The organism is Aminobacterium mobile DSM 12262 (assembly GCF_000526395.1).
GTDB classification, from domain to species: domain Bacteria; phylum Synergistota; class Synergistia; order Synergistales; family Aminobacteriaceae; genus Aminobacterium; species Aminobacterium mobile.
Map to the genome: position 1 here is coordinate 219539 of NZ_JAFZ01000002.1, position 19921 is coordinate 239459.

At 42.7% G+C, this 19921-nt stretch carries 19 protein-coding genes and 3 tRNA genes; 8 read left to right on the top strand and 14 right to left on the bottom strand.

Annotation, left to right across the window (positions count from 1 at the left end; all coding sequences use genetic code 11):
- Positions 1–15: 15 nt before the first annotated feature.
- The 5 genes from K360_RS0107880 to K360_RS10740 all read left to right on the top strand — a co-directional run bounded on the left by K360_RS0107880 (position 16) and on the right by K360_RS10740 (position 5481).
- Positions 16–2319 (top strand): phage/plasmid primase, P4 family, encoded by a 2304-nt coding sequence (locus K360_RS0107880; RefSeq protein ID WP_024822624.1) that lies wholly within the window; start codon positions 16–18, stop codon positions 2317–2319.
- Between the two features lie 274 nt (positions 2320–2593).
- Positions 2594–3493, top strand: coding sequence for a phage major capsid protein (locus K360_RS0107885; RefSeq protein ID WP_024822625.1), 900 nt, complete (start codon positions 2594–2596; stop codon positions 3491–3493).
- A gap of 75 nt (positions 3494–3568) precedes the next feature.
- Entirely contained in the window at positions 3569–3772 is a 204-nt protein-coding gene (locus tag K360_RS11550) for a transposon-encoded TnpW family protein (RefSeq protein ID WP_024822626.1), read from the top strand.
- A 57-nt stretch (positions 3773–3829) separates the two neighbouring features.
- A complete protein-coding gene (locus K360_RS11435; RefSeq protein ID WP_211235531.1) occupies positions 3830–4075 on the top strand; it encodes a hypothetical protein in 246 nt (81 codons plus the stop codon).
- Positions 4021–5481 carry a recombinase family protein gene (locus K360_RS10740; RefSeq protein ID WP_245587099.1) on the top strand — a complete coding sequence of 487 codons (1461 nt, stop codon included), beginning with the start codon at positions 4021–4023 and terminating at the stop codon, positions 5479–5481. Before K360_RS11435 ends, K360_RS10740 begins: the two co-directional genes overlap by 55 nt.
- Before the next feature lie 122 nt (positions 5482–5603).
- Here the strand turns inward: K360_RS10740 and groL are convergent, their stop codons facing one another.
- The 5 genes from groL to murJ form a co-directional block, all read right to left on the bottom strand.
- Complete coding sequence (gene groL / locus K360_RS0107900; protein WP_024822627.1) at positions 5604–7241, bottom strand: chaperonin GroEL; 1638 nt, start codon at positions 7239–7241, stop codon at positions 5604–5606.
- Positions 7242–7271: 30 nt separating this feature from the next.
- Entirely contained in the window at positions 7272–7562 is a 291-nt protein-coding gene (gene groES, locus K360_RS0107905) for a co-chaperone GroES (protein ID WP_024822628.1), read from the bottom strand.
- 197 nt (positions 7563–7759) lie between these two features.
- Positions 7760–8776: a tRNA (adenosine(37)-N6)-threonylcarbamoyltransferase complex transferase subunit TsaD gene (gene tsaD / locus K360_RS0107910; protein WP_024822629.1), complete on the bottom strand. Its 1017-nt coding sequence runs from the start codon at positions 8774–8776 to the stop codon at positions 7760–7762.
- Positions 8777–8781: 5 nt separating this feature from the next.
- On the bottom strand, positions 8782–9330 hold the full coding sequence (locus K360_RS10745) for a hypothetical protein (RefSeq protein WP_024822630.1): 549 nt from the start codon (positions 9328–9330) through the stop codon (positions 8782–8784).
- Positions 9317–10900, bottom strand: coding sequence for a murein biosynthesis integral membrane protein MurJ (murJ, locus tag K360_RS0107920; RefSeq protein ID WP_024822631.1), 1584 nt, complete (start codon positions 10898–10900; stop codon positions 9317–9319). The genes K360_RS10745 and murJ overlap by 14 nt, the downstream gene beginning before the upstream one ends.
- A gap of 41 nt (positions 10901–10941) precedes the next feature.
- On the opposite strand from murJ, the gene K360_RS0107925 reads away from it, so the two are divergent.
- The gene (locus K360_RS0107925) at positions 10942–11418 is read left to right on the top strand and encodes a hydrogenase 3 maturation endopeptidase HyCI (RefSeq protein WP_024822632.1); all 477 of its coding nucleotides are present in this window, start codon (positions 10942–10944) and stop codon (positions 11416–11418) included.
- Here K360_RS0107925 and lptB read toward each other — a convergent pair.
- From lptB to K360_RS0107960, 6 genes are all read right to left on the bottom strand, one after another.
- Positions 11391–12119: an LPS export ABC transporter ATP-binding protein gene (lptB, locus tag K360_RS0107930; protein WP_024822633.1), complete on the bottom strand. Its 729-nt coding sequence runs from the start codon at positions 12117–12119 to the stop codon at positions 11391–11393. The genes K360_RS0107925 and lptB overlap by 28 nt on opposite strands.
- Positions 12100–12876 carry an LptA/OstA family protein gene (locus K360_RS0107935; RefSeq protein ID WP_024822634.1) on the bottom strand — a complete coding sequence of 259 codons (777 nt, stop codon included), beginning with the start codon at positions 12874–12876 and terminating at the stop codon, positions 12100–12102. Before K360_RS0107935 ends, lptB begins: the two co-directional genes overlap by 20 nt.
- Positions 12877–12981: 105 nt before the next feature.
- Positions 12982–13467, bottom strand: coding sequence for an ACT domain-containing protein (locus tag K360_RS0107940; RefSeq protein WP_024822635.1), 486 nt, complete (start codon positions 13465–13467; stop codon positions 12982–12984).
- A gap of 174 nt (positions 13468–13641) precedes the next feature.
- Positions 13642–14691, bottom strand: coding sequence for a threonine synthase (thrC, locus tag K360_RS0107950; RefSeq protein ID WP_024822636.1), 1050 nt, complete (start codon positions 14689–14691; stop codon positions 13642–13644).
- A gap of 111 nt (positions 14692–14802) precedes the next feature.
- On the bottom strand, positions 14803–16059 hold the full coding sequence (locus K360_RS0107955; protein WP_024822637.1) for a class II fructose-bisphosphate aldolase: 1257 nt from the start codon (positions 16057–16059) through the stop codon (positions 14803–14805).
- Between the two features lie 158 nt (positions 16060–16217).
- Positions 16218–17558, bottom strand: coding sequence for a sodium-dependent transporter (locus K360_RS0107960; protein ID WP_024822638.1), 1341 nt, complete (start codon positions 17556–17558; stop codon positions 16218–16220).
- A 518-nt stretch (positions 17559–18076) separates the two neighbouring features.
- Between K360_RS0107960 and K360_RS0107965 the strand changes: the two genes are divergently transcribed.
- Positions 18077–18150, top strand: a tRNA-Gln gene (locus K360_RS0107965).
- An 8-nt stretch (positions 18151–18158) separates the two neighbouring features.
- Positions 18159–18234 (top strand) — tRNA-Glu (locus tag K360_RS0107970).
- Positions 18235–18330: 96 nt separating this feature from the next.
- Here K360_RS0107970 and speD read toward each other — a convergent pair.
- The 3 genes from speD to K360_RS0107985 form a co-directional block, all read right to left on the bottom strand.
- The gene (gene speD, locus K360_RS0107975; RefSeq protein ID WP_024822639.1) at positions 18331–18744 is read right to left on the bottom strand and encodes an adenosylmethionine decarboxylase; all 414 of its coding nucleotides are present in this window, start codon (positions 18742–18744) and stop codon (positions 18331–18333) included.
- A 193-nt stretch (positions 18745–18937) separates the two neighbouring features.
- Positions 18938–19013 (bottom strand) — tRNA-Ala (locus K360_RS0107980).
- A 59-nt stretch (positions 19014–19072) separates the two neighbouring features.
- The gene (locus K360_RS0107985; RefSeq protein ID WP_024822640.1) at positions 19073–19675 is read right to left on the bottom strand and encodes a DUF4412 domain-containing protein; all 603 of its coding nucleotides are present in this window, start codon (positions 19673–19675) and stop codon (positions 19073–19075) included.
- Positions 19676–19921: the final 246 nt, after the last annotated feature.

Below are 19921 nucleotides of genomic sequence, written 5' to 3' on the forward strand. Positions count from 1 at the left end.
CCACAATATGATAACTTGCCACAGATACTCAAAATTAAGCCACAGTTTTGCTGTTGGAAATATGAAGAGCGAAGTGGTAGAAAAACCAAAGTTCCCTATAACCCAGTAACGAGAAAAAGGGCAAAACCAAATCAACGTGGTACATTTAAAGATTTTAGTTCGGCGGTAGCTGCTATAAGTGATTATGATGGTATCGGATTTTTGGTGGGTAATGACATATGTGTTATCGACTTAGATGATTGCTTTGATAGTGGTGGTAAGCTTAAGCCTGTTACCCAAATTGTTGTAGAGGCTTTTAGTGGTTGTTATATGGAACACAGTCCATCTGAAAAAGGGCTTCATATTTTCTTTAAGGCCACAGGCTTTAACTTTGACAAAACAAAATACTATATCAACAACAGAAAGCTGGGAGTTGAGGTCTATGTGGGCGGAGCAACAAATCGTTTTGTTACCGTAACAGGCAATGTATATGCAGATGGTGATATAGCGGAGAAATCGAATGAACTACAGATGATACTAGACAAGTATATGCTACGTCCTACCACTGTGAAGCAACTTCTGGATACAGAAAGTCAATCCTATCTGTCTGACAAGTCTGTTATTGAGAAGGCTTTAAAATCGGCAAATGGAGAAAGGTTCAAAGCATTATGGCAAGGGGATACATCAGGCTATGCTTCTGCCAGTGAAGCTGATTTGGCACTTTGCGGTATGCTGGCATTTTGGTGTGGCAGAGATATTGGACAGATTGACAGACTTTTCCGGCAGAGCGGCCTAATGCGGGATAAATGGAATAGACCACAGTCCGGCAGTACTTATGGAATAATAACCATAGAAAAAGCTATCGCAAATGCTACTGAAATATATAAACCAGGTGGCAAGCGTTCATCAGCTACAGAGGATTTTGGTGAATGTTCTCTTACTGGCTTTAAGCCTGAGAGTAACGATCGCTACCCTTGGACGGATATTGGGGCAAGCAGGCTGTTTGCTGATTATTATAAGTCTTTTGCCCGCTTTGTTCCCGAAAGGAAGATGTGGTTTTGCTATGAGAATGGTATTTGGATTCCTGATGTCGGTAATCTAAAAGTAATGGAAATGTGTAAATCATTGGCTAACCAACTGCTAACCTATGCTTTGACTATTCAGGATGAACATCAGAGAAAGGCATACATTGACTATTGCCGAAAATGGCAATTAAGAAGATACAGGGAAACGGTACTTAAGGATGCACAGAGCGTATATCCCATTTCGATGGCTGAATTTGACCAAGATCCTCTTGTGTTAAATTGCACTAATGGAACATTGTTTTTAAAGTCGATGGATTTTCGTCCCCACAACAGCGAGGACAGACTCACAAAGATATCCAGCGTTAAATATGACCCTGAGGCAAAAAGCGAGCGATGGGATGCATTTATTCGTGAAATTATGAGCGGAGATGAGGAAAAGGCAAAGTTCCTACAAAAAGCCTTCGGATATGGTATCAGCGGAGACACTCGGTATGAATGCCTATTTGTTCTCTATGGTGCCACAACGAGAAACGGTAAAGGGACGCTATGCGAGAGCATTCTTAAGGTATTAGGCAGCTACGGCTGTACTGCAAGACCGGAGACAATCAGTCTAAAAAATAACAATAACAGTTCAAGTCCCAGCGAGGATATTGCCCGGCTTGCAGGAGTACGCTTTGTGAATATTTCCGAACCTAGCAGAGGACTTGTCCTAAATGCCGCACAGGTAAAAAGTATGACAGGTGGTGACACCATCAATGCAAGGTTTCTGCACGAGAATTCTTTTGACTTCTCACCAAAGTTTAAGCTGTATATCAACACTAATTATCTGCCCGTCATTACGGATATGACGCTGTTTTCCAGCGGCAGAGTGGTAATTATCCCTTTTGAACGACACTTTGATGAAAGCGAGCAGGATAAAAACCTAAAACGTGAATTTGCCAAACCGAAGAATCAGAGTGCTATCCTCAACTGGCTAATTGAAGGCTATCAGCTGTTAAAAAAGGAAGGCTTGACTTTACCTGATTCCGTTAAGACAGCAACGGAGGCTTATAAGCGTGACAGCGATAAAATAGCATTATTTTTCGAGGATGCCTTGGAGGAAAGCCCCAACAGTGAGGTGCGGACATCCGAAGTGTATGCCCGGTATCAGTGTTGGTGCAGTGCCAATGGCTGTTATTCAGAGAATGCAAGAAACTTCAAACAAGCCTTAACAGCTATCGCTCGTGTAGAACGGAAACGACCACGTTCTGGTGGTGGAATGACCACAATGCTTATCGGATATAAGCTGACAGAAGAAGAATTTTTTCTTATTTAAACACAGTGTAGCAGCTTGTAGCAAGAAAAACAGGTTATATAAAAAATCGCTCTCGTATAGAGAGTTTAGTTTTTACCTGCTACATCTTGCTACAAAGCTTAATACCACTGAAGCCACTGGATACAACTCCGTGTGTTAATACCTACCCCCTAGGGGAGGTCGAATCTCCACACCTTTTCATCTGGACAACGGGCGTGGGGCAACGCGTAAAAAAACGCGGTTTCAAACGGGGTATATACCCCACAATCCATTTTAATTTAGGAGGTAAACGATTATGGCAACATCAACAACTTATAATAGAGCGTTTTGGAATGTTATGAAAGGAAAAGAAGAAAATAATCAAAATCTAAGCGAGGGCTTTGATAATGCAGGAGCCTATGTCGCACCAGATGAGTTCAGAGAAGGCTTTAACACTGCTTTGGCAAAGGAAAATATATTCCGCAGATTTGCTACTGTTATCAATCTATCTTCTGCAGAAGGTAAAATTCAAGCGGTATCCTCAACGGGTACAGCAGATTGGGTTGAAGACGGAGATCCAATCCCCGAAAGCGCCGATACATTTACACAGTTTCTGGTGAAATCATACAAGCTGGCATCTCTTGTCAAGCTAAACCGCTCATTCGTCACCGATATGAACTTTAATCTTGAAAAATATCTGATTGGTGATTTTGCGAAGCGTTTTGGCAAGGCTGAGGAAAATGCATTGCTTAATGGAAATGGCACAACACAGCCAACAGGTATCCTTACAGCAGATGCAGATGTAACTACAGCAGATAGTGCTACTATCTCTTTTGACGAGATTATCTCTCTGTACTTTTCATTAAAAGATGAATACCGAAATAACGCTGTATTTATCATGCACGATAATACAGCCATGCTTCTTAGAACCCTTAAGGATACAAGCGGCAGTTATCTGTGGAATTCTTCAGATAACACCATCTTCGGAAAGCCTGTAGTTACCTCTCCATATATGCCTACAGTATCAGCAGGAGCAAAAAGCATTGTATTTGGAGATTTATCATACTACTGGCTGATTGAGCGTCAGCCAATAACAATAAAGAAATTAAGTGAATTATATGCATTGCAGGGGCAGATTGGCTTTTCTGCTTACGAAAGATTGGATGGGAAGCTAATTCAACCGGATGCTCTGAAAATATTACAAATAAAAGCTTAAATAATGGATTAGGCACTGAGTCATCAATTTGGCTCAGTGCCAGTTCCTTCAAAACATCGGACAGGAGGTCACGATATGGAAAACCAAATTAACAGTCGCACAACCAAATCCGATATCGGAGGTACGGTCTATGTGGTGGAATCACGAGTAAGTGATTCAGCAAAGGAAAGTGCATATTCCAAGCTGAAACGACTGATTACGGTCAACGCAAAAAGTCTTTCAAAGTTATCAGATAGTTCATATAAACCTACGGAATTCAACTCGACTTCTTCAAGGTAGTACGGTAATATACATAGTGCTAAACCGCTTGAAGACTGTCGGAAATGGAGGATAAAAATGAATAGACAGTCAACATTTAGCACTATACGTAAATCAACATTAGCATTTGAAGAAGCAAAAATTACTGCCCTGTACTGCAGGCTTTCACGTGATGATGAGCTTGCAGGAGACAGCAACAGTATAGTAAACCAGAAGGCAATTCTAAAAAATATGCTGAAGACAACGGTTTTCGCAACATCGAATTTTATGTGGATGATGGGGTCAGCGGTACAACTTTTGATAGACCAGACTTTAACCGCATGATTGCAGATGTAGAGTCCGGTAGAATCGGAACGATTATCATCAAGGATATGTCCCGTTTCGGCAGGGATTACCTTAAAGTAGGTTATTATACCGAGATTATGTTTCCTGAAGCAGATGTACGATTCATTGCTATTAACAATGGTATTGATAGTGCAAACCAAGCAGACAGTGACTTTACACCGTTTCTTAACATTATTAATGAATGGTACGCTAAGGATACTAGCAAGAAAATCCGTGCTGTGTTCAAATCCAAGGGACAGTCTGGCAAGCCGCTCTGCACCAATCCGCCTTACGGTTATATTAAAGACCCTGAGGATAAGTTGCACTGGATTATAGATGAGAAAGCCGCCGAGGTGGTCAGAGATATTTTCCGACTGTGCATGGCTGGCTTTGGACCTACGCAGATAGCAAAGCAACTTGAAAAGCGATGCATTGATACACCTACGGTTCATCTTCGCAAAATGGGTATTAACACTCCAGCAAGACCGCCTGAAAACCCATATGCTTGGTCGGCTCGTACCGTAGCAGATATTCTGGCTAAAATGGAATATCTAGGTCACACAGTGAATTTCAAGACTTCTAAAAAGTCCTACAAGAGCAAAGTCAAGATAATGAACAATCCAGAAGAATGGCTGGTTTTCAAAAATACCCATGAAGCAATTATCGATGAGGGCACTTGGGAAACAGTGCAGAAAATCAGAGATGGCAAGCGAAGACCATCGCGATTAGGTGAAATGGGAATGCTCTCTGGCATGATGTTTTGTGCCGACTGTGGAGCAAAGCTGTATCAGGTTAGAGGCAAGGGATGGACACACGATAAGGAATATTTCGTTTGTGCTACTTACCGCAAGAAAAAGGGTATGTGCAGTTCACATCAGATACGCAATGTTGTAGTGGAACAGCTCTTGCTAGAAGACTTAAGACGTGTAACCTCCTTTGCCAAAGACCATGAACAGGAATTCATCCGTATAGTTATGAATAACTCAGAAAAGGAACTTGCCAAAGAACTCCGCCAAAGTCAAAAGGAGTACGAACAAGCACAGACTCGCATTGCTGACATAGACAAAATCATTAGAAAGCTATATGAAGACAATGTGATGGGCAAAATTCCCGAAGAGCGTTTTTACAAGATGTCCGCTGAATATGAAGCCGAGCAGAAGGCGCTGGAAGAAAGGATAACCAAATTAAAGCGTACTATTGATACAACAAATGAACAGTCCCTCAATACTGACCGCTTTCTTGCACTGGTTAAAAAGTATACAGAAATTACAGAACTGGATGCAGAAATTATCCGAGAGTTCATTGACAAAATTATTGTATTCAAGGCTGAAAAAGTCGATGGTCGCAGAACCCAGAAGATTCAGATTTTCTATAACTGCATTGGCGCAATTAACTTACCAAACTAAACTAAAAAACGGCATAGCCGCTATTAACGACTATGCCGAATTTTTCAGAGATTATAAATCCCTATCTGACCGCTCCTAAAGGGGGCTTTTTATAACAACTTATTGGAGTGGAAAACTTACTCCTAGTACATTCCCTCCATACCACCCATTCCTGCTCCACCAGGCATAGGAGCAGCGCTCTTGGGTTCTGGCTTGTCAGCCACAATAGCCTCTGTGGTGAGAACCATGGCAGCAATAGAACCAGCATTCTGAAGGGCACTTCTCGTTACTTTTACAGGGTCGATAATGCCGGCCTCAATCATATCCACATACTCGCCAGTAGCTGCGTCAAGTCCCTGACCTGCTTTTAGACCGCGAACTTTCTCTACCACCACATCACCCTGATACCCTGCGTTCTGGGCGATCAAATGAAGAGGTGCCGTGAGAGCATTGAGAATAATCGTTCCACCAGTTTTCACATCACCTTCAAGGTTCCCTATAAACTTATCAAGAGAAGAAATGCAGTTGATGATAGCAACTCCGCCGCCAGCTACAATGCCTTCTTCGACAGCTGCTCTTGTTGCATTCAACGCATCCTCTATACGATGCTTCAGTTCTTTCTGCTCCGTCTCTGTAGCTGAACCGACCTGAACAACGGCTACGCCACCCACAAGTTTGGCAAGACGTTCCTGAAGTTTCTCTTTATCGTACTCAGAAGTGGATTCCTCAAGCTCTTTTCGAATCTGAGCTGCGCGTTTGCGGATCTCTTCAGAGGAACCAGCACCTTCTACAATAGTGGTCTCCTCTTTTGTGATACGAATCTTTTTAGCTTTACCAAGCATAGAGATGTCAGCGCTTTCAAGTTTAATGCCCAGATCTTCGCTCACAACCTGGCCACCAGTCACAATGGCAATATCGTTCAGCATTGCCTTGCGACGCTCGCCAAAGCCAGGAGCCTTAACGGCAGCTATCTGCATGACACCTCTCAGCTTATTCACAACTAGAGTGGCAAGGGCTTCTCCTTCCACATCCTCAGCAATGATCAGAAGAGGCTTTCCAGTCTGGACAACTTTTTCAAGAACAGGAAGAAGATCTTTAATGTTGCTTACCTTGCCATCATGAATCAAGATATACGCATCATCAAAAGCAACTTCCATTCTCTCAGGATCAGTGATCATGTAAGGGCTAATGTACCCCTTATCAAACTGAAGTCCTTCTACCATCTCAAGAGTCGTTCCTACAGTCTGGCTATCTTCCACAGTAATGACGCCATCCTGTCCCACTTTCTCCATGGCTTCAGCAATAAGCTGTCCAACAGCAAAATCATTAGCAGAGATAGCGGCAACCTGAGCAATCTTATCTCGATTTTTCACGGGAATAGCCATCTTCTTCAGTTCGTCCACTACAAAATCAATGGCCTTTTCAATTCCCTGGCGCATCAACATGCCATTAGCACCAGCTGCTACGTTTTTCATTCCCTCACGGATAATGGCTCGGGCAAGTACTGTAGCTGTAGTGGTACCGTCACCAGCTACATCATTGGTCTTAGAAGCAACTTCTTTGACCAGCTGTGCCCCTGTGTTCTCGAAAGGATCCTCAAGGTCTATTTCTTTTGCAATGGTAACACCATCGTTCGTAATAGTAGGGGATCCAAATTTTTTCTCCAAAACTACATTGCGCCCCTTAGGCCCAAGGGTCACACCAACTGTATCGGCTACTTTATCAATACCACGCAACATAGCATGGCGTGCATCTTCATTAAAAGTAAGGATCTTCGCCATTTTTACATTCCTCCTTAGTTATCTCGTCTCTTATTTCTCTACAATAGCAAGAACGTCTCGCTCACTGAAGATCACAAACTCTTCTCCGTCAAGCTTAATCTCAGTACCGGCATATTTGCTGAATATGATACGGTCACCAACTTTAACTTCCAATGGAAGCTTCTGTCCGTTCTCAAGCACTTTCCCAGTTCCAATAGCTATAACTTCCCCTTCCTGGGGTTTCTCTTTGGCAGTATCTGGAAGAACGATGCCTCCCTTGGTTTTTTCTTCCTGATTGATGACCTTAACAACGAGACGATCACCAAGCGGTTTTAAGTTCATTCGAAAATCCCTCCTTGAAATATTATCCTTTAAGATGTTAGCACTCCTTCGTGTCGAGTGCTAACTGAACGGTTTAAATATTAATTCTCATGCTTTTTTATCTCAAGGATAAATAATCATAAATAATAGAGTTTATACCTATAAATACAATACTATCTCTTTATATCTCTCTTTTTATCAGTTTTTGATACTCATCACTACGAAAGCAGGTGCCAAGAAGGGTTAGGAGCAAGAGAAAGATCTGAAATATTCCCTCGCTGAAAGCTATTATATCCAGCAGCAGCTATCATAACGGCATTATCAGTACATCTAATCACAGGCGGGATAAATACTTCCCAATATTTCCTCTTCAATAACTCTTTTCTGAGACCCTTGTTAGCAGCTACTCCTCCTGATATAGCTATTTTCTGAATCCCCGTCACTTCAGTGGCCCGTTCCAGTTTGGAAACTAACGCCGTAACAGCCGCTCGCTGGAAAGAGGCACAAATATCTGCAACAGGTAGATCTGTCTTGCTTTTTTGCAACTCATTTACTGTCCAAAGTACCGCCGTTTTCAAACCACTAAAACTAAAAGCAATTTCATTACTGCCTTTAAGAGGAACAGGAAAACGAAAAGCCTCTGGATTTCCTTGTTGTGCCAGCCTATCAATAACAGGCCCCCCAGGATATCCGAGGCCTAAGAGTTTTGCAACCTTATCATAAGCCTCTCCAGCGGCATCATCTCTTGTTTCTCCGAGAAGCTGATATTGACCCCAATCTTCTACAAGTATAATTTCAGTATGCCCCCCAGAAACGATGAGACAGATAAAAGGAGGAAGAAGATCTTCAGAAGCCACTACATTAGCAAAGAGATGGCCTTCCAGATGATTAACTCCTAATAGAGGTACTCCCCATGATTGGGCAAAGGCCTTAGCTGTCATGACTCCAACCATGAGCGATCCCATGAGTCCCGGACCTGCGGTAACTGCTATCAGGGAAAGTTCTGAAGCAGGAGAACTAATTCCAGCTTGGCTAAAGGCCGCCTGTATAAGGGGTAAAATCGCTTCGAGATGCATTCTCGATGCAAATTCCGGAACAACACCTCCAAAAGGGGCATGTTCTTTGATCTGGCTTGAAATAAAATCTGCTTTAACATTACGTTGCCCCTCTAGAACAGAAACAGCCGTATCGTCACAGCTACTCTCTATTCCCAAGGTCAAAAAATTAGAATTCACTATTGTCACCTCTTTGGGACGGCAAAGACTTCCGAATCCTTTCCACAGACTACAGTTATATTCTGTCCTTTTTTTACGTATTTCCCCGGGACGGAAAAAGCTAAAGTTCCCGTAGTATCTGGAGGAATGTCCCCTACTATCATAAAATCTTTGCTCGTTAAAACATCTTCATCTTTTATTACGTAATCACCGATCTGTAACATTTTGGGCTCAAAATTCCATCGTTTTTGAGTTTTATAACGCATAGCAAAGAGAGCCCTTCCCTTCAAATCTTTACTGCTAAAATGGCTAGCATGCCATTTTAGCCACTCAGGAGCCTGGGGATCAGAGACCAGAGCCTTAGAGAGGGTTCCATCAATATATACGAGGGCAACTTGCGCCCTGGCCCCTATGACCATATCTCCCAAAACTTCACCTTCAATCCAGAAGGAAACGGTTCGCTCATCCATGAGCTGCTGCAACTCTTTTGCTTCTGCAATACAAGAGCAAGAAGAAATTAAAGTGAATCCACATATCACGAGTAAAAACAACTTTAATGATCTATTTTTTGTCATCCATGTTCTCTCCTCTGAAGGAACGTTTTTTAGAGAAAGCCCCCATAAGCCATCCCCATTCTTTAAAACTAAAGAACCATGTACAGCCTCCATATACCACTGCTCCAATAATGAAAACTGCTAAAATCCAGATACCTTTCATGGGAAGAGAAGCTCCAACTGGGTAGAGTAAAAATTTCCGGTATTGCCAAACAGCACCAGACATAATAGCTAAAATTCCTACTATTCGGCCGCTCCATTGTACGGTAAAGATATGAAGAGGTTTTTCCATAACTTTCGAAAGTAAATATCCACCTACAATAGCTGAGACCGTAAACCCGAGAGAAGTAGCAAGAGCAAGCCCTGAAAACCCCATGGGTTTGATTAGGAGAAGACAGAATATAATATTGAATACCACGCTGGAAGCTGTGACCATTAAAGCTGCCCGAGGGCTGCTCTGAGCATAAAGTCCCCGCAAAAAAATGGTAGTACAAGCCATGCCGGGTAACCCCCAAGCGTACATTGCAAGAGCCTTACCAGTGGCATGCCAGGCCCAACTATCAAAAGCACCTCGATAAAAAAGAAAATTAACAACTTCGTCGGAGACAAGAATCAGTCCCACTGTTACCGGAAGTACTATAAAAAGAGCAAAACGAACGGAGTCCTGAACAGTCTCTTTAAACTCGTGGTTATCACCAGTTGCACATCGTGAAAGTTCTGGCAAAACAGCTTGGGAGATTGCTATGACGAAAAGTCCTAACGGGAGTTGTATTACTCTATTGGCGTAGTTCAATACTGAGATGGCTCCGTCCTGTAAAAAAGACCCTAACATCCGACTCACTACCGGATTGACCTGGTTAAGGGAAAGTCCTAATGCGTAAGGGAAAAAGAGTGTCATCATTTTTCTCAGATCTTTATCATGACGATCAGGCTTCGCTGGTACAAGAGGAACACCTTTCCAGGCACTCCAAAACCATTGAAGCCCCCATTGACAAACACCTCCAGCCAAAACAGCAACAACAAGGGTCCATATCCCACAACGAGAAACCAACAGAAACAGAACCAATAAATAAACAACGTTACTAAGAGCTGGCGCTATGGCCGGGACAAAATAAGAATCGAGACTGTTTAGCACTCCCATGGCCAAAGCCGCTAAAGAAACAAGTAATAGGAACGGAAACAGCCAACGCGTCATTGAGACAGCGAGAGATGCTTTGACAGCATCGAAGCCAGGGGCCATAATTTTCACAAGAAGGGGGGAAAAGAATATCCCCACTAAGACCACTGAAAATCCGGCAATGAGGAGAATAGAAAAAGCTTGTTTCGCCAGATATGCTGCCCTCTCTTTGCCTTTTTGAGCCAAGCTTTGAGAAAAAACAGGAACAAATGCCGCCGACAAAGCTCCTTCAGCCAACATTTGTCGGGATAAATTTGCTAAAGTATAAGCAATATAAAAAGCATCGAGTTCGCTCGATGCACCAAAAAGAGCTGCCGTAACAATTTCACGAGCCAACCCTAAAATTCGGCTGGCAAAAGTTCCCACCATCATAACTAATGCGTGGCGAACCATTCTGGAAACACGAGAGGACATGAACGACGCCTCCTGAACAACAAGGAAATGAGGTACTTTATATGAGCTTTATTATTCTTTGGGGTACAGGAAATCCCCTCTTTGGTGACGATGGAGTTGGTCCGTTTGTCGCCCAATATTTACAGAAAAAAGAGATGGAACATCCCATCTGCGCTATTAATTGCGAAACAACTCCGGAAAATTATATTGGCGACTTGCAACGACAACACCCAGACCTGCTGCTTATAGTAGACGCAGCCGATATGGGGCTTCCTCCGGGATCCACACGTCAGATACCCTTTGAAGAAATACAAAATGCCACATTTAGCACTCACGGACTCCCCTTAGATCTGTTGTTAAAAGAAAAGGCTCAAGAAATACCTATTATTTTTATCGGAATACAACCATATTCGCAAGAATTGGGTGATTCCCTTTCTCTGCCAGTTCAAAATGCAGCATTAGAACTTATATCTTTGCTACTCTCTGGCAAATGGAAAAATATCCCTCTTCTTTACCAAGAGAAGCGATCGCCTAAATAGAATTTGCGAGCGACTTCGCTCTGAGCTACTTCATCAGGTGGGCCCTCAATAATAATTTCGCCCTGGTGAATTAAGTATGTACGATCAGTAATCGCCAAAGTATCGCGCACATTATGGTCTGTAAGCAATATACCGTACCCTTTCGCTCTCAGGCTTAGTATGATTTGCTGGATATCGTAGACTGCTATGGGGTCAATACCACTAAAGGGCTCATCTAGCAGAACAAAATCCGGCATGATAGAAAGGCACCGTGCGATTTCTACCCTCCGTCGCTCTCCTCCGCTGAGAGCATAACCTGGAACATCTGCCAGATCGGTAAGCCCCAGTTCGTCAAGAATGTGCTCCACCATTTTCTCTATCTCTTTTTTAGGCCGACCAAGTTCCTGTAAAACAAGTTCTATATTCTCTTGCACTGAAAGATTTCTAAAAACTGATGCCTCTTGAGGAAGATAGCCTACTCCTATTCTTGCTCGGCGATACATCGGAAGAGAAGTGATGTCTTTTTCATCAATCATAACCCGTCCAGAATCTGGCTTTATAAGACCTACAATCATATAGAATGTCGTAGTTTTACCAGCCCCATTAGGACCAAGAAGCCCCACAATCTCTCCCATATGCACATCAATATCGACAGAAGAGACCACAGTTCTTCCCTTGTATGCTTTGCAGACCTCTCGAGCTTTAAGAGTCTTTGCGCTCATTTGCATCGTTCCCTTTCTTTTCATGAAGCTGAAAAGTAACCTGCGGTTGCCCTGAGGCCTCCATTTTACCTGTTCCTGGCGAGTACAAGATCTCTTCTGCCCGTAAAGTGCGATCCAACTGCAGAGCTACTGCGTTCCCACGTACTCGCAACAAGTCCTGAGCTTTTGAATAGGTAGCCGTGGAACCGGTGATACGGGTTTTTTGCCCATCTGTGCCGGTAAAAATTATCACCACATTTCCTGAAGCGTTTATATCTGTGGTCTGTCCTTCTTTTATGGTACCCTTCACCGATTCAGCTGAAACAAAAATTTTCTGCTGGCTATCCTCAAATTTCCGCACTTTCTTTGAAGAGAAAGCTATTTTACTCATATTAAGCTCATCAGCGTCAATGGAACGAGTGCCGAAGTATCCGGAAACCTTTTCTCGAAGAATATATTCACCATCCTGAGACAAATCACCATCTAAAGAATTACAGGAAAGATCAACTGGCTCCTGCTCCCACTTCCCGCCAATATGAACTCCCCCACTGAGGGTTATTTTTCGACTCTTGAGATTTCCATCTCCTCGCGGAGCTGTAATAAATAACTCCACTCGCTCTATTCGAACATTTTTTTCCGCTACAAAAGCCCCCGTTTTGGAATCATAAGACATATTTTCCGCTGTTATCCGGGCTTCTTCTCCCCAAAGAACCCCCGACCAAATTAAAAGGAAACAAAAGGGGACGAATAACCTTAGCTGTCTTAAGCATTTATGCATCCCACTCACACCATTCTAAGAAAAAAATTAGACATTCAAATGCCGCCGTTATTCTACCTTTTCACGCTCTCGCATGGCAAGCCCGGAGACATAATCTAAACTTATCTACTCACAGCCCCCAAGTTCTTGTTTCAACGCTTCGAAAGCCTCTTCTACCTTCGCTGCAGCTACAACACACGTTACGCTAGAAGGAAGAGCTAAAATCATATCAATATTTACTCCTTGATGGGCTAGAGCGCTAAAAACCCTAGCAGGGAAATCCCTCTTATCAGAGGGCAACGAAGAAACAGATATCTTTGCTATCTCTGTATCGAAGATAACCCCTTGAGCATCAATCTCCATAGAAACAGCCCGACAAACACGGATAGCTCCCTCAAGCCCGCTTTTTCTCACTAAAAAAGCTACATCATTCACTTGTCCTCTCATAACGCTCTGAACAATCATCTCTACATCGATTTCCACTTCAGCAAGGGCTGCAAAGAGGGAGGCTGCTATGCCTGGAATATCTGGCACTCCAAGGAGGGCTACTTTCGCCACATCCAGATCAAGAAAAATGAGACTTGAGGTCTTTTCTCTGTTTATATTTTGCATTATGAGAACCTCCCGACTGTTATTATTTTATAAGAGACAAAATCCTTCACTCTCTTCCGACAAAACAAAAAAACGAAAACGGATTCTATGCCTCGAAAAAATAGAACACACGAGTTGGGGCATCTTCTCCGATAGTCCCCTTCGGATCAGACGCACAAACTCGAAAAAGGTGTCTCATAGGCCCAATATGCCTCCAAGAGCTTCTAGGGTTCCATCGACTACACTTAGATCGGGAATCCCCTGGAGAGGTGCATCTGGATCTTTTAAGCCATTCCCTGTAAGGACCACCACAATTTGAATGCCCTCCGGAAGCTTGCCTAATTTTTTAAGTTTGCAGAGTAGCGCCACAGGAGCACAAGATGCGGGCTCGGCAAAAAGGCCTTCATGAGAAGCCAATTCTTTCTGTGCTGAAAGAATTTCATCGTCAGAAACAGAAAAAAACTGCCCTCGACTTATTTCTACTGCATGCAAAGCTTTCTCCCTATTCACGGGGTTTCCTATGCGTATAGCAGCAGCTATAGTGTCTGGGTTCTCTATCGTATGTCCCAAGACAAGAGGAGCTGCCCCCTCTGCTTGTACCCCTATAAGGCGAGGTATTTTATGAATTTTACCTATTTCTCGATAATACTCCAAGGCTGCTCCGTAGGCGCTAATATTGCCCGCATTGCCTACTGGAAGAACAATCCAATCAGGCATATCTGTCAATTCATCGCAAATCTCCCATGCAGCAGTTCTCTGTCCCAAAAGGCGGAAAGGATTCAAAGAGTTAACAAGCGTAAGTTTTTTCGCTAAAGCTCCTTGATGAGCTAGTTCCAAGGCTTCATCAAAATTTCCTCGAATCGCTACAACTTTGGCTCCATGTATAAGAGCTTGTGTCAGCTTACCAAGAGCCACCTTCCCTGCCGGGAGCAACACGAAGCAAGGCAGCCCTACCAGTGCCGCATAAGCAGCTGCAGAAGCAGAGGTATTACCTGTAGAGGCGCAAATAAAGGCTCTACTCCCCTCCTCTAATGCTTTAGCAGCGGCCATAACCATTCCGCGATCTTTAAAAGACCCCGTTGGATTCAGACCCTCAAATTTTGCCCAAAGAACCACTGATAGTTCTCGGCTGAGATGGCGTAGAGGGAAAAGAGGCGTTTCCCCCTCAAAAAGCGATATACGAGGAGTGGCCTCCGTCAATGGAAGATGCTGTTCATATCGACAAAGGATCCCTAATCTTGGCATCTACTATCTCCCCCTCCTCTCGGCGTTATATTATACATAAAAGCCCACACCACTCCAGCCCCGGAGCGGATGTGGGCTTCACTCGCGATTCCGCTCTACCCTGCGGCGAAGCTAGTCGGAATAGTCTTTATTATCCTTTTTGCTAAGATCTGGCGCTGTTTCTTTATTATAATTGGCCCGAGCTCCCAAAATAGCTTGTTCAGGAGCCCCGTTATAATCCTGCCGTCGAGAAATTACTTCCAGCACTTTTTCCGCTGAGTTTTCTGCATTAAAGGCTTTTATAAAACGCGTAGCCCACTCTTCAGTTTCATCTATGATACGCCCGATGATCTCAGGAGATTCATTCATAATATACTTGCCCATAGGAAGGTTGGATTTTTTATAATTTCCATCTTTACGGCTGTAGCCCTGAGCATCGCACCATTCCACAATTTTCTTCCATGTCTCTTCAGAAACACCTCGGTGAGATTCTTTTACATAAGAACCTTTTTCTGTTATAGCATTTCCTGTATCTGGATCCATCTTGATTCCAAATACTATATTTTGGAAAAGAGTAGCTACATTCCCTTTGTTAATCCCATACTTGGCAAATTTGGCAACTTTTTCTATAGGAGTTCCAGAGATACCATGTTGTGCGATGGAAACACCATAAGGGCGGATTGCCTGAGCTATTTCCAACGTTCGATCAAGGTCGATACCCTCTTGTTGTCCTGTATCGTAAGTCCCATGAAGACTTCCATTGGATATAGCAAGCAAATCAGGGAAAATTCCCCAAGCATTGAGGCCACCGATAAAGAATTTTGCTTCTTCTACTGTTGTCAATTCCCCTGGCCCTTTTATCTCGCCAACTTCCACTTCTAAGCCAAGATAGGCAGGAATATGCATAGCTACATCTCGAGTATTGCACAAATTTTCCCAATCTGGCAGATGAGATGCATCTATAGCAACAGAGGTCCATCCCTTTTGAATAACCGAAGGGATGTGACTCACTGCCTTAAAAAGATCCGCTTCGGATTTAATAGCATAATGATCGACGTGAAGGCCAAAAATTACACCATGCCCCAACTCGGAAGATGTTTTCACTGCATATTCTGGAAGGTTATCAAAATTGCCAGCACAATATGTCGATTCTGACTTTGCAATCTCGATAAAAACAGCAGCATTCAATTTTTTAGCAGCTCTGAAAACTCCTTTTACCGTCAAGGGGTTTCGTGCATTAGCAGCAAGAATAATAGCATTCGCTTCTCTAAAAGCTCGAACAATATCACGACCACTGACTAATCCAACTTCTTCATTTCCCCACAAAGCCTGAACATTCAGAGGGCGTTTTTTCAGCATCTCCTTATATGAGGCGCTGTTCGTTCTCATCCGTTGTCACGCTCCTTGTACAATTTTCATTAATTTTCTATCTCAAAGGTAGACTCCCATAGGATGATATACGATACACTATACCACAAGGTTTTCAACTAAAAAAAAGAGAGGACATCTTATAAAATTAAGATGTCCTCTCTACTTATGAAAAGCCCCTAACGAAGGCCATTCCACATAATTAGAACAATAGCTATAGGAGCAAAAAAACGCAGTATCAAAAGCCACGGTGACATAAAGGCAAAGTTGAGTCTGCCTTTATTGGAAACATTATCTTTGATTCTATCTGTTACAACCCATCCTACAAAAAGGGAGATCAAAAGACCGCCTGTAGTTAAAAGAATGTTATTGCAGATCCAATCCATGGCATCGAGAAAACTCTTACCAAAAAGATTAATGGGATAGGCACCCTGGGAGAGAGCTGATGGAATTCCAAGAAGGAAGATAGCCGTTCCCATAAGAAAGGAACTCTTTCCTCTGCTCCAGCCCAATTCATCTTTACAGTAAGAAACGACCACCTCAAAAAGAGATACCGACGAGGTAAGTGCAGCTATAAAAAGAAGTGCAAAAAAGAGCCCCGACCAAACCATACCACCCCACATCTTCGAAAAGACTGCGGGCAAAGTTATAAAAGTAAGGCCTGCACCTGCTCCCGCATCAATACCAAAAGAGAAAACAGTAGGGAAAATGATTAATCCTGCAAGAAAAGCAACAAGGGTATCAAGAAGAGTAACTATGGCAACTGATTTTGGAATATTTTCATTCTTGCCAATGTAACTGCCAAAAGTAATGAGGACCCCCATGCCGAGAGAAAGGGAATAAAAAGCCTGTCCCAAAGCATCAATAATCGTGCCCCCAGTAACTTTGGAAAAGTCGGGTTTAAGATAAAAAGCAACACCTTTCGATGCTCCGGGAAGCGTCAAAGCCCTGGCAACAAGAATGAGTATGATGACAAAAAGTCCTGGCATGAGGATTTTGCTGGCCCGCTCAATACCTTGTCCAATGCCTTTATACACTACAAGAACAACCATAAGCATAAAAGCAAAAAAAGCAAAAAGAACTTGAGTGGGATTGGCAATAAAGCCTAGAAAAGCATTCTGAGCAGCCGACGTATCATGAAGAGACATGAGGCCTGTGAACGACTTGAAAATATAAGCGAAAGTCCATCCCCCTATAACTGCATAGTACGAGAGGATAATAAAAGCCACAACTAGTCCCATCCAACCAACGATAGGCCAGGCCCCTCCCTTTAGCTCCTTGAAAGCTCCCACTGCATTTTTTTTCGCCGCACGCCCGATGACAAACTCTGCCAGCATTATTGACGCTCCAATAGTGAATGCCAAAATAACGTATATCACTAGAAAAGCTGCTCCTCCATTTTTCCCTGTAATGTAGGGGAAACGCCAAATATTACCAAGACCAATTGCTGATCCTGCTGATGCGAGGAGAAAACCAACTTGGCTTCCCCATTGTTCCCTTTCCGTTTCTTCCTGTTTCACAAAAACCCCTCCTATCAATATTTGAATATTCAAAAAAAGAAAGACGCGCAGTGATAAGCCTCATTTATATCTTTAAATATTTAGCTTTTTAAAAATTTAATATGATTATGATAACCGGATAAAAAAAGGGGTCGGGCCCTAAAAAGGGTCCGACCCCGAAAAGTCTGCCGGCTAAAAAATCAAATGCCAGTAGGCGCTCCGGAAGAGGACCCGCAGCTAATAATAACTAGGAGTATAATTATTATGTTAATTAAAATATTCCAATTGATATTCACTGCGTTCCCCTCCTTGCTATTAGTGTATTTTGTATCCTTGAAAGTAGCGCTATCTTATATATTATTTTCAGACTTGTCAAATTCTATTTCATTAAATATTTCAAAGCTCTTTCCTGAAGAGGTATTCTTAAAAAATTCAAATCGATCTTCTCGTTACTCTAAAAAGAAAAGGGTTGCAGTTTCATAAAGACCATGATAATATACCCTTCGCTGTGATGGACACAGATATTGGATATATATGATTGGGGAATGGTGCAACGGCAGCACGCCTGACTCTGGATCAGGTAATCCTGGTTCGAATCCAGGTTCCCCAGCCAGTAAAAAAGGCCCCATCGACTAGAGGTCAAGGTCGTCACCCTCTCAAGGTGGAGACACGGGTTCGAATCCCGTTGGGGCTACCATTATAAACGTGTTGCTTAGCGAGAAGATTCGATAAGAGGGCACGGGAAAACTAAAGGGGAAGCTTTTGCTTCCCCTTTTTATTTAAAACTAATTTTCTACCCTTCGCTTCCCTCTTTTAGTCTCTCTTCCCAAGTGATAAACGAGTGATAATAGAGTTGATCTCCATCGTCAATTCCTCGAGTTATCTCTGTAATGTGAGTATGGGTAGCCTCTATTTGCTCAAGTACATACTGAACCGCTGCTTCCGGCATGCTATGTTCCCCACACGTATATATATCGAGAGCCATATACTGCGCTTCAGGCCAAGTATGAACAGAAAGATGCGATTCGCTGATCACTACTACGCCACTTACCCCATTAGGAGGAAATCTGTGAAAGGATACGGACCAAACCTGAGTATGCGCTCTCTTCGCCGCTTCTACAAGTATCTCCTGAAGTTTCTCTACCTGTCCGATAACATCACCACACCCAGAAGCTTCAACAATAAAGTGATATCCTTTTGGTGACATGTACCCTCCTCCTCTTTACGCCTAACAACCATACCTTAGGTTCAAGTGGGATAAGTATATTACAAAAAGAGCAAAAAACACATAAGAAAATAAAAACAATAAAAACCCTTCTTATAAATTTTCTTGATTTAGATATAAGAATAAGGAGATAAAAAAACGGCCTATCTCCTTAAAGATAGACCGCTATATAATCTGGTGGAGCTAAGGGGATTCGAACCCCTGACCTCTTGAATGCCATTCAAGCGCTCTCCCAGCTGAGCTATAGCCCCACATCGCAGAACGTGAGTATTATAAGTAGCTCTAGAGCTTCTGTCAACCTCTAAAACAGTTATTCCCCTCCCGGAGCAAAAATATTCATCTCCTGGTATCCTTTCGGAACTTCGAAAAGGTGATCAGGTATTGTATGTTCTTTTATATCTGAAAGTATCATCTCTGATGTACCAGAAGGGCCTGTCTGAATATGCTTTATAGAGGCTTGAAGTTTTTCAGAAAACCACACTATCATAACACCCATATCAGGATCACGGTATGTGTAGCGATATTTGTTACAGTCATATCCATTCACTTTTTCCTTGCCAAGATTCTCCATGACAGCTTTTCCTTGTAAAGTTTCTTCAGCGCTCTTTTGGTCCATAGCTACGTTCCATCCATCCAAAGGTATTTTCAGATACGCTTCTTCTTCCGGCAAAATCACGAGAACATTCCCTTGAAGACCTTCAGAAATAACAATTCGTGCTACCCCGTCCTCCTCTACTTCCTGACGAAATTTTTGGCCCTTTACATAAATACGTCCTGATTCCGTTTCTTCTCCCTCGATATTTATAGTAAAATTCGCCTCAAACTCCACACTCGCTCCAGCAAAACTCCATGACGATAGGCCACATAAAACAAAGATGCCAGTTAATGCAATCAAAATAATTCTATTCCTCACCACATCGCCTCCTTTTTGAAGAATTAGGTAATTCCATATTATTCTACAGTATCGAACATTCATCTACACCTTAAAAATATTAAGGGAAAGCTATCACGTGAAAAAAGGACTAGATACCCTTTCAACTTCCCTCCCTGAGTCTGATTGATTCCCCTAAGAGGCAATGAGAAAATACTTATAGCAACATACATAAAGTAATTTCGCCATGAGCTGAATAATTACATTAAATGTCGCAGCTAGTAATAA

Bases quoted from the DNA above. Each gene is read 5' to 3' on its own strand.
- murJ (WP_024822631.1), bottom strand. From the start codon at position 10,900: ATGTCCTCTCGTGTTTCCAGAATGGTTCGCCACGCATTAGTTATGATG.
- K360_RS11435 (WP_211235531.1), top strand. From the start codon at position 3,830: ATGAATAGACAGTCAACATTTAGCACTATACGTAAATCAACATTAGCA.
- groL (WP_024822627.1), bottom strand. From the start codon at position 7,241: ATGGCGAAGATCCTTACTTTTAATGAAGATGCACGCCATGCTATGTTG.
- K360_RS11550 (WP_024822626.1), top strand. From the start codon at position 3,569: ATGGAAAACCAAATTAACAGTCGCACAACCAAATCCGATATCGGAGGT.
- speD (WP_024822639.1), bottom strand. From the start codon at position 18,744: ATGTCACCAAAAGGATATCACTTTATTGTTGAAGCTTCTGGGTGTGGT.
- groES (WP_024822628.1), bottom strand. From the start codon at position 7,562: ATGAACTTAAAACCGCTTGGTGATCGTCTCGTTGTTAAGGTCATCAAT.
- K360_RS0107925 (WP_024822632.1), top strand. From the start codon at position 10,942: ATGAGCTTTATTATTCTTTGGGGTACAGGAAATCCCCTCTTTGGTGAC.
- thrC (WP_024822636.1), bottom strand. From the start codon at position 14,691: ATGCCAAGATTAGGGATCCTTTGTCGATATGAACAGCATCTTCCATTG.
- K360_RS0107935 (WP_024822634.1), bottom strand. From the start codon at position 12,876: ATGCATAAATGCTTAAGACAGCTAAGGTTATTCGTCCCCTTTTGTTTC.
- K360_RS10745 (WP_024822630.1), bottom strand. From the start codon at position 9,330: ATGACAAAAAATAGATCATTAAAGTTGTTTTTACTCGTGATATGTGGA.
- K360_RS0107955 (WP_024822637.1), bottom strand. From the start codon at position 16,059: ATGAGAACGAACAGCGCCTCATATAAGGAGATGCTGAAAAAACGCCCT.
- K360_RS0107940 (WP_024822635.1), bottom strand. From the start codon at position 13,467: ATGCAAAATATAAACAGAGAAAAGACCTCAAGTCTCATTTTTCTTGAT.
- lptB (WP_024822633.1), bottom strand. From the start codon at position 12,119: ATGAGCGCAAAGACTCTTAAAGCTCGAGAGGTCTGCAAAGCATACAAG.
- K360_RS0107885 (WP_024822625.1), top strand. From the start codon at position 2,594: ATGGCAACATCAACAACTTATAATAGAGCGTTTTGGAATGTTATGAAA.